Annotated in this window: 11 protein-coding genes and 2 pseudogenes; 7 read left to right on the top strand and 6 right to left on the bottom strand. The window is 50.0% G+C overall.

The window, feature by feature from the left end; all coding sequences use genetic code 11:
• Positions 1–83: 83 nt before the first annotated feature.
• The gene (locus V3851_RS07610) at positions 84–593 is read right to left on the bottom strand and encodes a GNAT family N-acetyltransferase (RefSeq protein ID WP_331845924.1); all 510 of its coding nucleotides are present in this window, start codon (positions 591–593) and stop codon (positions 84–86) included.
• Between the two features lie 141 nt (positions 594–734).
• On the opposite strand from V3851_RS07610, the gene V3851_RS26945 reads away from it, so the two are divergent.
• The 7 genes and pseudogenes from V3851_RS26945 to V3851_RS07580 form a co-directional block, all read left to right on the top strand.
• Complete coding sequence (locus tag V3851_RS26945) at positions 735–974, top strand: LysR family transcriptional regulator (RefSeq protein ID WP_414859281.1); 240 nt, start codon at positions 735–737, stop codon at positions 972–974.
• Positions 860–1,603, top strand: coding sequence for a LysR family transcriptional regulator (locus tag V3851_RS07605; RefSeq protein WP_331845923.1), 744 nt, complete (start codon positions 860–862; stop codon positions 1,601–1,603). Before V3851_RS26945 ends, V3851_RS07605 begins: the two co-directional genes overlap by 115 nt.
• A 252-nt stretch (positions 1,604–1,855) precedes the next feature.
• Positions 1,856–2,689 (top strand): BglG family transcription antiterminator LicT, encoded by an 834-nt coding sequence (gene licT, locus V3851_RS07600; protein WP_331845922.1) that lies wholly within the window; start codon positions 1,856–1,858, stop codon positions 2,687–2,689.
• Between the two features lie 119 nt (positions 2,690–2,808).
• Positions 2,809–4,719 carry a beta-glucoside-specific PTS transporter subunit IIABC gene (locus V3851_RS07595; RefSeq protein ID WP_331845921.1) on the top strand — a complete coding sequence of 637 codons (1,911 nt, stop codon included), beginning with the start codon at positions 2,809–2,811 and terminating at the stop codon, positions 4,717–4,719.
• A 39-nt stretch (positions 4,720–4,758) separates the two neighbouring features.
• Positions 4,759–6,222 carry a glycoside hydrolase family 1 protein gene (locus V3851_RS07590; RefSeq protein ID WP_331845920.1) on the top strand — a complete coding sequence of 488 codons (1,464 nt, stop codon included), beginning with the start codon at positions 4,759–4,761 and terminating at the stop codon, positions 6,220–6,222.
• 50 nt (positions 6,223–6,272) lie between these two features.
• Positions 6,273–6,548, top strand: a complete 276-nt coding sequence (locus V3851_RS07585; protein ID WP_331845919.1) for an HPr family phosphocarrier protein — start codon at positions 6,273–6,275, stop codon at positions 6,546–6,548.
• 68 nt (positions 6,549–6,616) lie between these two features.
• Positions 6,617–6,973, top strand: a pseudogene (locus V3851_RS07580) (putative PEP-binding protein); the annotation flags it as partial.
• Between the two features lie 175 nt (positions 6,974–7,148).
• Here V3851_RS07580 and V3851_RS07575 read toward each other — a convergent pair.
• The 5 genes and pseudogenes from V3851_RS07575 to V3851_RS07555 form a co-directional block, all read right to left on the bottom strand.
• Positions 7,149–7,610, bottom strand: a pseudogene (locus V3851_RS07575) (YfbR-like 5'-deoxynucleotidase); the annotation flags it as partial.
• Positions 7,611–7,721: 111 nt separating this feature from the next.
• The gene (locus V3851_RS07570) at positions 7,722–7,856 is read right to left on the bottom strand and encodes a CD1375 family protein (protein ID WP_331845918.1); all 135 of its coding nucleotides are present in this window, start codon (positions 7,854–7,856) and stop codon (positions 7,722–7,724) included.
• Positions 7,856–8,038, bottom strand: coding sequence for a hypothetical protein (locus tag V3851_RS07565; RefSeq protein WP_331845917.1), 183 nt, complete (start codon positions 8,036–8,038; stop codon positions 7,856–7,858). Before V3851_RS07565 ends, V3851_RS07570 begins: the two co-directional genes overlap by 1 nt.
• The gene (locus tag V3851_RS07560) at positions 8,035–9,903 is read right to left on the bottom strand and encodes an Ig-like domain-containing protein (RefSeq protein ID WP_331845916.1); all 1,869 of its coding nucleotides are present in this window, start codon (positions 9,901–9,903) and stop codon (positions 8,035–8,037) included. The genes V3851_RS07565 and V3851_RS07560 overlap by 4 nt, the downstream gene beginning before the upstream one ends.
• A complete protein-coding gene (locus V3851_RS07555) occupies positions 9,875–10,945 on the bottom strand; it encodes a reverse transcriptase domain-containing protein (RefSeq protein ID WP_331845915.1) in 1,071 nt (356 codons plus the stop codon). The genes V3851_RS07560 and V3851_RS07555 overlap by 29 nt, the downstream gene beginning before the upstream one ends.
• Between the last annotated feature and the right edge of the window lie 127 nt (positions 10,946–11,072).

Here is an 11,072-nt window from a genome sequence, read left to right as displayed (position 1 = left end):
GGAAGATAGAATTTCAGGTCAATATAAAACAAGGAGCAAACTGTAATCGGCAGTTGCTCCTTTTTTCCCGCTTTCATAAGGAATTAATCCAAACACTTGTAATATAGATTGGTCGCATCCAGTTTGCCGTCCGCGGATTTTGCAAAGCGTGGAATAGTTCCGCCCTTCATATAGCCGAGGGATTCATACAGCAAATTCGACGGATCGCCATCTCTCGTATCGAGCACGATTAAATTTCGAGCTTCCTGTCTTGCATGCATTTCGGCTGTTTGCATAAGCGACCTTCCCAACCCTTTTCGCCTGTAGTCCGGAGCGGTCATCAGCTTGGCGATTTCGGCCCGGTGGAGGCCGTTTTCTTTCGTGCACAAATGCAATTGTACGGTCCCGACTATGCGGTCTTTCGACCGGGCAATCCATAATAATACCTCGGGCTGATGAACATGACCCCAGTATTCGGCTGCATTGGACCGTTTCAGCGGCGGCAGAAAACCGAGGGACGCCCCGCCGTCAACCACATCGACCAGAAGTTCGGAAAGTCCGTCGATATGCTCACCAACCGACGAAATCCGCTCAATTTTGAAATCCTTCAACATTTTCCGCACCTCTTTCTAACTTTGAAGTCGTATAATCGGACAGCTTCCGATAGTCAAATCATATCTAAACCAATATAATTTGTATAACGAATCTTACATATAGCAATAATTAATAAAACGAATTATTAAGGGGATCGGGCTATGGATTTTTTTCAACTCGAAGCATTTCTTGCGGTCTGTCAAACCCTCAATTTTACAAAAGCCGCCGAACATTTGCATATTTCGCAATCTGCGGTTACCGCCAGAATCAAATCTCTCGAGAATCCATGGGAAAAGCTTTATTGCTGCGGGATAACCGGAATGTCAGTATCACTCAGGCGGGGCTTGCCTTTCTTCCGTACGCGGAACGAGTGGTCCGGTTGTTTCAGGAAAGCCGGCTGACCCTCTCTGAACAATTCGAGCATTATATCGTGTTAAGCGGACCGGGCGTTGTTTGGCACTATCGTTACCTTGAATCCATATTGGCTTTTAGGCGCTGCCATCCGAACGTTGCCGTTAAATTTCTCAGCTATATCGATGCAAGCTACATGATCCGTGATCTCCTTCTCGACGGTACGGTGCATGTGGCTGTCAGATATGACCCTGCCGATCACCCCAAGGTTTCCAAAGTACTGTTGTTTGAAGAAGAAATTATTCTCGTATCCAATGAAAAGGGCAGAAGGGTGAATAAAGCGGATTTCCGTTCCGCGGATTACTGTCATACCGAGTGGGGCGGGCCTTTCCCGGAATGGTTTGCCGAAATGGTCGGACCCGGGTATATTCCCGCCCTCCAGACCGATCATTCCTCGATTATGCTGACGATGCTTCTTCAAGAACGTATTTTCGGATTCATGCCGAGGTCGGTGGTCCAGCCGTATCTTGACAACGGTTTGCTTTTTGAGGCCGATTCGGATATCCATCCGCCGGCCGTAAGTGTTTACGCAAGTTATCTTACCGAAAAACAGGAACAGCCCAGCGTAAGATTCGGCTTGCAATTGCTCGGCATTCAGCTTTCAACGGAATTGAACTAACAGAAAGGGGATTAATTGCCTAACGGATGAAGCATACTATGTTTGCAGCAGAATAATTGCATCGGAACGGTACGGGTCAGGGATATTTTGCCATTAATTTATTGTGGACAACGCTTTCACGATATGATATCTTTGTGTCGAGGCTTGTTACCGGTAACGCGGGCAAAACCACAATAGATGCAAGTACATTTGTGCTTGATCTCTGTTGTCGGTTTTGCCCGCTTTTTATTTTCCTCAAAATAGGTGGTAGCTATGATTATCAAACAGATTTTTAATAACAATATCGTTAGCTCGCTGGATGACAAGGGAAGAGAGCTCCTGATCCTCGGCCGGGGCATCGGGTTCAACAACCATGTGGGCGACGAGATCCAAGAAAGTCAGGTTGAGAAGGTCTTCCATCTTCAGGATGAAGCTATCTATGAAAAATTCAAGGCGACGCTGATGAACACGCCCATCGAGATATTGCAGGTGACCGACGATATTGTCAGTCTAGCCCGCATGCAGCTCGGCAAAAATATCAGTGACGGCATTTACATTTCGTTGTCGGACCACATCCATTTTGCCATCAAGCGGATGAAAGAGGGCATGATTATCCGCAATCCCTTGTCTTGGGAAGTGCAGCACTTCTACAATGCAGAATATGATGTGGCCAAAGAGTCGATCACGCTGCTGCGCGAGCGCCTGGGCATCGATTTTCCGAAAGAGGAAATCAGCAACATCGCCCTGCATTTCGTCAACGCGGAGATCAACGATTCCATGAACGATGTGGCGCATCTGATGCAGCTACTGCAGGAAATTTTGAGTATTATCAAATACCATTTCCAGGTAGATCTTGACGAAGACAGCGTCAATTACTTCCGGTTCATCACCCATTTGAAATATTTCGGACAGCGGGTTATCACCCATACGAGCCACGATGATACGGAAGAGTACCTGTATGATATAGTGCGCAAAAATTATCCGCAGACATTTGCCTGCATTGAGAAGATCGAGAGCTTCATTATGAAAAATTACGGATACCGCATGACGCATTCAGAGCAACTCTATCTGACGCTGCATCTGGAACGTTTGATGAAAAGGAAATAAGGCCATGGGCTTGTTACTGTTCAATCAGGCAAAACCCGAATGAGAGAGGCGACGGAATACTTCCGTCTTGTCTTTATCGTTCGGGTTTTTGGATTAACAAATAATATGGAGGGGTCAGCTTGAACTACCAAGAAACGGCAAAAAAAATCGTTGAAGGAGTCGGCGGTAAAAGCAACATTAATTCCGTTTATCATTGTATTACCCGTCTGCGCTTTAACCTGAAGGATAACGACAAAGCCGACAAGCGAGCGCTGGAAGGGCTCGACAAAGTTATGGGCACCAACATTGCCGCCGACCAATATCAAGTGATTATCGGCAATGACGTCTCCAAGGTGTTTGACGCCTTGGTGAAGGAATATCCGGAGTTGCAGGAGAAGAAAGCGGCTGAAACAAGCGAGAAAAAGTCCAAAAACGCGATCTCGAGGTTGTTTGACTTCATTGCAAGCGTATTCGCTTCCATTCTCCCGGCCATTGCGGGTGCGGGTCTCTTAAAAGGATTTATCGCTTTGTTTGTCTCCCTGGGCTGGATGACGGCCGGTTCCGATACGTACCGGATCATTTCGGCCATCGGCGACGGCGTCTTCCATTACCTGCCGATGCTGATCGCTTTTAGCGCGGCCCGTAAATTTAACGCCAACCCGTTCGTCGCCGCCGCGGTCAGCATGGCGCTGATGTACCCGGATATCACAACGCTGCTGTCGAGCGGCGATCCGGTTTCTTTCCTGGGAATCCCGGTTACGCCGGTAACCTATGCGTCTTCGGTTATCCCGATTCTGCTGTCCGTTTGGCTGTTGTCGTATGTGGAGAAAGGCTTTAACCGCATTATTCCGGCTTCGTTAAAGCTGTTGTTTGTGCCTTTGCTCAGTCTGCTTGTCGTTGTGCCGATTACGCTCATTGCCATCGGCCCGCTCGGCACTTTTGTCGGCGATGCTCTTTCGGGAGGCATTAACTGGCTGATTATCAAAGGCGGTTTGCTATCGGGTATTGTGCTTGGCGGAGCCATGGCTCTGATTGTAATGACGGGGATGCACTATGCCCTGGTTCCGGTGATTCTGGGCAATCTGGCGACGGCCGGATTCGATAAATTCCTGCCGCTGACTTATATCTCCAACATGGGACAAGCCGGCGCGACCGTCGGCGTTTTCTTCCGGGCCAAAGACAAAAAGCTGAAATCGCTGGCCCTGTCAACCTCCTTAACCGCGCTGATGGGCGTAACGGAACCGGCGATGTATGGTGTGAATATGCGCTATAAGAAACCGTTCTTGGCCGCTATGATCGGCAGTGCGGCGGGCGGGGGCTTCGCGCTCATGTTCGGCGTCAATGCTTATGTACTTGCAAGCAACGGAGGGATTCCCGGCATACCGGCATTCATCGGTCCTACTTTCTGGTATGCCATCGCAGGCATGGCTATAGCTTTCGTGGTATCGCTCATCGCTTCCGTTATTCTCGGCATCAACGAAGAAGCCGGTGCCGGTGGTGAGGTCACAAAGGAGAGCGCAAGTGACAATGCAACGAACAGCGCAACATCGGAAGCCGCTTCGGTTGTAGTGGTGGAAGACGAGCAAATTGAAGTTACGAATGAAACGATCGTTTCCCCGATGCAAGGGAAAGCGATCCCGCTGACTGAAATGGACGACCCGACCTTCGGCGAAGAAATGATGGGCAAGGGCGTCGCGTTCGTACCTGTAGTCGGAGAACTGGTATCTCCGGTCAACGGAACGGTTAAAAATGTGTTTAAAACCAAGCACTCGCTGGTCATTCGCAGCGAAGAGGGGGCCGAATTGCTGATTCATGTCGGCATCAACACCGTGAAGCTGCGCGGCCAGTATTTTGAGGCGCATGTCAAGGCAGGTGACGTTGTGCGGGCAGGCGATAAGCTGCTGACGTTTGACCTTGTGAACATCGCCAAGGAGTACGATATTACGACCGCGATGGTGGTAACCAACACAGCGGAGTATACGAAGGTTGAACCGGTGAAGCTCGGGGAAATTTCCATGAACCAGCCGGTGCTTAAAGTGGAAGTTCAGTAAGTTAAATATCATCCGATTTCATTGAAGGAGCTGATAACTGTGAGTACTGTCAAAGGATTCCCGGAGCATTTCCTGTGGGGCGGGGCCATCGCGGCCAATCAGGCGGAAGGTGCGTTTGACGCAGACGGCAAGGGCCTGTCGACAGCGGACATGGTGCCCTATTTTGAGAAGAAGGATTACGTGAATCTGAAAGAATTGATGCATGTCACGAGCGAATCCATCGAGAAAGCGATGGCGCACAAGAGTGCGGCCGGATACCCGAAACGGTACGGCATCGACTTCTATCACCGGTACAAGGAAGATATTGCGCTGTTCGCCGAGCTGGGCTTCAAGGTATTTCGCCTGTCGATCAACTGGCCGCGGATTTTTCCGAATGGCGACGACGCGCAGCCGAATGAAGCGGGCTTGCAGTTCTACGATAATGTGTTCGACGAGCTGCGGAAATACAATATCGAACCGCTTGTTACGTTGTCGCATTACGAAATGCCGATGGCGCTTGTGCTTAAGTACGGGGGCTGGGCCAACCGCAAAGTCGTTGACTTCTATGTGAAATATGCCGAGACGGTAATGAACCGTTATAAGGACAAAGTAAAATACTGGCTTACATTCAACGAGATCAATACGACACTGATCGAGCCGTTCACCGGAGGCGGGATCGTGGAGGACCGGTACGACAATTTCCTTGAGGCGTCCTATCAGGCGCTGCATCATCAATTCGTAGCGAGCAGCATGGCCACGAAGCTCGGCCGGGAGATCAATCCTGAGTTCCGCATCGGTTGCATGCTGGCGCGCATGATTCATTATCCGGCGACGAGCAGCCCGGATGATGTGCATCAGGCGCTGGTGGACAACCAGTTCAACCTGCTGCACACCGATGTTCAGGTGAGAGGGGAATATCCTCCGTTCCTCGCCCGCTATTTTGAGGAAAATGGAATTCATCTTATCAAAGAACCCGGTGATGATCAGCTCCTGCGCGAGAATACCGTGGACTTCATCTCCTTCAGCTACTATACTTCGCTCGTATCGACCGTAACCCCGGAGAAATATGGAGTCACGGGGGGCAATCTGTACAGTACCGTCAAAAATCCACATCTCGAACGCAACGAATGGGGCTGGCAGCTTGATCCGGTCGGGCTGCGTACCGTGCTGAAAGAGATGTATGACCGTTACCGCATTCCGCTGTTCATCGTCGAGAACGGGCTTGGGGCCAGAGATACCGTCGAAGCGGACGGATCGATCAACGACGATTACCGGATCGACTATCTGCGTCAGCATCTTACGCAGGTCAAGGAAGCGATTCTGGACGGGGTGGATGTGATGGGGTATACCATGTGGGGGGCCATCGACATTATCAGCGCGTCTACGTCGGAAATGTCCAAACGTTATGGGGTCATTTACGTCGATCAGGACGATCAAGGTAATGGTACGTTGAACCGTTACCGCAAGAAGAGTTTTGCCTGGTATCAGAAGGTGATCCGGACGAACGGTGAAGACATGCTGTGAAAAAGATTCTTATCTATATATAAAATGTAAGAAAGCGAGTGGAGCGTATCATGCAAAAAACATTCAGAATTATCGACGAAGACGGAATTCACGCACGTCCGACGACGGCACTTGTGAATACAGCCAACAAATTCAAGGACGCAGCTTCCTTCGCGGAAGCGGGCGGCAAGAAAGTGACTCTGAAGTCCATTCTCGGTGTGTTGTCGTTGGGTCTGGAAACCGGCGATATCCTTACCTTGATCACGGAAGGGACGGAGGCTGCCGAAGCGCTCGATGCGTTGCAGGAAATCATGATCAAGGAAGGACTGGGAGAGCTTCATGAGTAGAATTTCAGGCATCGCGGCCTCCGCCGGAATCGCTATCGCCCGTGCCTTTATCCTGGAGCAATCGAGGAGGCACTAACGACCTGATTCAATACACGATGGCGGCCGACCGGATGAACGAACAGGTATCCTACCTCTATCAGCCGTACAATCCGGCGATCCTGCGTTTGATCAAGCATGTGATCGACGCGGCACATGCCGAAGGCAAATGGGCAGGCATGTGCGGCGAAATGGCCGGGGACGCTACGGCAATCCCGCTGCTGTTAGGCCTGGGGCTGGATGAATTCAGCATGAGCGCCACCTCCATTCTCCCGGCGCGCAGCCAGATCGCGAAGCTGTCGACGGCCGAAATGAAGGAACTGGCAGCCAGGGCACTGCAGCTTGGCACCGCCGAGCAAGTGGCCGAGCTTGTCCAAAGCATTCAATAATTTATTTCTTTTAACCCCGTTAATTTTCTACTATGCACTTTCCAATTAAATCATAGCGGCTCCCGTTTAGGGAGCCTTTTTTGTGAATGACCATGCCTTGTCAAAAGCGGAAATTTAGCGGATACGGGCAAAGATAATAGAAGAATTGAAATATAGAAGAGAAAAAAGGGGGGCGTTACGATGCCAATGCCTCGTTCGTAATCTTCTTGATATCTATGGGAGAAAGGGACCCTTCACTGACCAGATCGGGTAAAATATGCTGCAGGAAATAGTCGACGCAATGCAGTTTGATTCCTTTAATTTTGATTAGAGCATTCCGGTACATCACGGCGAACTCCTTCTCGGTATTTCCCCGTACCAGCTCCGTATAGGCTTCGTAAATCTGATCCAGTTTATCCGCCACTTCCAGTATTTGTCCCTCAACGGAATCGTCTTTGCCCTCGCGCAGCTGTCTGCGGAAAATAGCTTTAAATTCCTCCGGAATATGCTCGTCGATAAAATGGGCGACCATTCCTTCTTCCACTTTTTGCAGCATAGCCCGAAGCTCCAACGAATAGTGCTTCACAGGCGTTTTGATGTCGCCGATAAATATTTCGCCGTAATCATGACTGCTCGTAATTTCGTAAAGCTTTTTGTAGCCGCGCAAAAAATTTGGCAAACTTTCTCACGAATTTTGGCAAAAATTTCAGCCTTTTTAGACGTAATGAGAGAGTGGCCAGCGACGGCTCACCCTCTCATTATCATTCCCTCAAACTTGATTGTCTAGCTCGGCGAGATATTCGGTCACAGGAGCTTGGTATTCTGGCGGAAGTGACTCGATCGTCCTTCTGCCGCCTTTGACCAGCATCGCGTAAGCATGAACCATGTACGCCTTGACCTCCATCAGCTATTGCCTCCCTTCAGGGCAGCCAGTTCGTCCTTGAGCCGTTGATTCTCCTCCTGGACAGCCGCAAGTTCTTCGCCGATTGTGGCGATCGCCTCATACAAGTCAAGCAGCGGGGCGATGGTTTGCTGCTCCTTGTCGGACTTAATCTCCGAAATTGGCTTTGGGTTTACGATAATCATTCAAACGCACCTCCAAACCCTCGAATTTCTACCGGCCCTGTGTACTCGGGGTACTTCGAAATCCGGAAGCGAATACTGATCCCCCAGCGTTCTGACGTTTTAATCTCGTTGGTAAAGTTGAAAAGCCGATTAATCATGACTTGGGCGGTCATGTCCTCCCACGTTGGCGAGTCGTCGAAAGCGTTGTTGCAGACTTCTACATGGGCGTCAGCGCCTTCGATGTTCCAGCTTGGGGTAATCAGGATCTTCGTGGCTCTGCTGTCCGTTTCAAACGGGTTTTTGAGCTCGAATAAAATCTCCGTCTCATGTTTGGTGAATGAATACGATCTGATCGATGTCGCGGCATTAGAGTCCGTCGCTTCAACTGTCAGGACATGCGATCCATTCGGGAGCTTGATCCAATCATCGAATGAAAGTGTGACCTCATTGTCCGCTCCGAGTGCAGCCACAAAGGAGTTAAACATGACGCCGTCGATCTTCTCCTGAACAACTACAGTGTCGCCCTCTGCATCAGTGATGGCGTAGCTTCGAGAGAATGGAGCTGCAATCGTCCCGAGATCCTCGTCGGCTCCAGAAATCAATGGAGCGGTATTAGTGCGCCGGAATGTATAAGTTCTGTATGCCACGCCGCCAGCCGGATCACGGGCTTCGATCGTGATGGTATTGGTGGAATTTAGTTCTAGGGCGTATACTGCCGCATCGGCAAAATCAATAGTGATATTTTGGCCTTTGGGGGCATTATTCAGCGTCCTTAAAATGTTACCGTTCAACTTTTCCGTGACTGTGACTTCGTCGCCGTCGGCGTCGTTCACCTGGTAGATCACTTGAAACCCTTTGTTTTTATCTCCCAAGCTTTGATCTTGCCCCGAAATCGTCGGTGCTGCATTCGTCCGGGTGAATGTAAGTGTTCTTGTTGCCGTTCCGCCTTTTCCATCGGAAGCTGTTATGGCGATCGTATGAGTCCCTAACGCAACCGAATTGATGCTGACATTGATCGTATAATTGAAGGATCGCTGGGCGGCGGGGATCGTCCGGATCGTTTGGCCATCGAGCTTTTCAGTAACCGTCAACGTATCCGCTGCATCCGTGTCATTTACCTGATACGTAACGCTGAAATCGGCGTTTTTGTTGCCCAGGTTTCGGTCTGAGTCAGAAATCAGCGGGGCAGTATTCAGAACTTCAAGGACGGGCCGCCAGCCCACGTTGACGCCGCGATTGGACGACGTGCCGAAGTCCCAGTAGCGGGCCGAGTAGTAGCCGCGACTCGCGCGGTAAGAGGCGTTCCCGGTGTACGTTTCCTGCGCCCACGAATACATCCCCATCCAGTTCCAAGTTTGGTTGTGAGAGCTGGCCTGATCTGTTGTGTTCAAAGTGGTATCTAGGTCGTAAGAGGACGGGGTTGGGAGACCGGTGATCGCTTCCTCACGGGTGACGAACCGATCCCATTCATTGTTTGTCGGCGTGCCTCCGGCATACGAATTTCCGTTTCTGTAGTCCGATCCGCCTGTCATCAGTCTGCAAAGGTATTGCTGTCCGTCGATGGTGATCGTCTTACCGGTGACAAGGCTCTGTCCGTTTAGATCGTCCCAGCTGACCCTCGCAAGGATAACACGGTCGGCGACAAGCAGCGTCTTCGTTCCGTCTTTGATTTTATGCCAACGCAGCTTTTGCGAAGAAGTTGAGGGGGTATTCCCGATTGTCCATTTTGACATGTCGGTCAGGGTGTTAAAATCCGGAATATCCCCAATGCCAATACCGCTAATCGGTTCGCTGTCAATCCTCCATGGTCTTGTGGGTCTGTTCTGAATTGCTCCGTTTTTGTACAGGCCGCCTAACTCAACTAAACCCAAGTATTCTGCTGCCAAATTGATTCTCTCCTTCCAGCTTGATATAAGGGTACTTTGCAAAAATCCTCTTGCAGAGGTTATAGCTGTTCGAGTGCCTTGCGTGTCCCAGCCAGCTATTGACCGCCTGTTCGATCCGCTTGAGCTCGATTTCGTTGTTCTTCAGCTTTCTGTCCATTGCTCTCATTCGCCGCTTCATGGCTCGCTTTGATTGATCCCGAACAAGCCGGTGCGTCGTCCATATCTTGAATCCAAAGGCATTCACGCCTTGTCTTAAAGGGAATATCTTCGTTTTGGCATTCGTCTCCAGATTCAAGCGTTCTTTTAAGAACGTGGACGCTTTTTGCAGGCAATCCCTGGCTTGCTCTTTCGTCGGGAAAATCATGATGATGTCATCCATATACCGCGCATACCATTTGACGCCGAGATATCGGACGCAATACTGGTCCAGCTCATTCAGATAAATATTGGCGAAGTCCTGGGACGTCACATTGCCGAGCGGGATTCCGACTTCTCCTTCCGGGCTGGAGTCTATGATGTCATCGAGCAGCTTCAGCATGTCGGGATCTACGATCTTCTTTCGCAAGATCTCCTTGAGAATGCTTCGATCGATGGAATAAAAGAACTTTTTGACATCAATTTTGAGAATCCATCCGGTTTTATAACGCCATTTGCATAGGCGGAGGAAATGCTGAACATGATCAACGGCTGCGTGCGTTCCTTTCCCAACCTGGCAGGCGAATGAAGTTTTAATAAAGATCGGCCTGTACACTTGGGAAAGCACGTTATGGACGGCGAATTGAACAACCTTGTCCCTGATCTTCGGAGCGCTGATCATCCGCTCCTTGGGTTCATATACCTTGAATCGGATGTATTCGCCCACCTTGTACTGTCCGCTGCGCAGATCCTTCCAAATGTCGATCAGATGCTTCTCCCGGCACATATCGAACAGAATGGCTTCCTTCTTGTATTTCTTCGAGTCCTTCAGCACGTTAAAATAGCTGGATTTGATATTTTGAAAATCCGTAACCTTCTCGAACAGATCATGATGTTTTTTCGTCATTTCGGCATCCCTTTCTCTGGGCTTGGCAAATACGACTTGTCCATGTGTTTACACCGTAGCGGTGAAGGATTGGCTCTCCCTTGAAGTCAAGGACTGCCGATGCAGCCGTAGCGACATCGGACGAATA

The sequence above is a fragment of the Paenibacillus haidiansis genome (assembly GCF_036553665.1).
Classification (GTDB): Bacteria; Bacillota; Bacilli; order Paenibacillales; family Paenibacillaceae; genus Fontibacillus; species Fontibacillus haidiansis.
The sequence above is the reverse complement of the archived record's forward strand: the minus strand, read 5'-3'. Positions and strand labels throughout refer to the sequence as shown.

Bases quoted from the DNA above. Each gene is read 5' to 3' on its own strand.
- V3851_RS07610 (WP_331845924.1), bottom strand. From the start codon at position 593: ATGTTGAAGGATTTCAAAATTGAGCGGATTTCGTCGGTTGGTGAGCAT.
- V3851_RS07605 (WP_331845923.1), top strand. From the start codon at position 860: ATGGGAAAAGCTTTATTGCTGCGGGATAACCGGAATGTCAGTATCACT.
- V3851_RS26945 (WP_414859281.1), top strand. From the start codon at position 735: ATGGATTTTTTTCAACTCGAAGCATTTCTTGCGGTCTGTCAAACCCTC.
- V3851_RS07555 (WP_331845915.1), bottom strand. From the start codon at position 10,945: ATGACGAAAAAACATCATGATCTGTTCGAGAAGGTTACGGATTTTCAA.
- V3851_RS07570 (WP_331845918.1), bottom strand. From the start codon at position 7,856: ATGGAGGTCAAGGCGTACATGGTTCATGCTTACGCGATGCTGGTCAAA.
- V3851_RS07585 (WP_331845919.1), top strand. From the start codon at position 6,273: ATGCAAAAAACATTCAGAATTATCGACGAAGACGGAATTCACGCACGT.
- V3851_RS07565 (WP_331845917.1), bottom strand. From the start codon at position 8,038: ATGATTATCGTAAACCCAAAGCCAATTTCGGAGATTAAGTCCGACAAG.
- licT (WP_331845922.1), top strand. From the start codon at position 1,856: ATGATTATCAAACAGATTTTTAATAACAATATCGTTAGCTCGCTGGAT.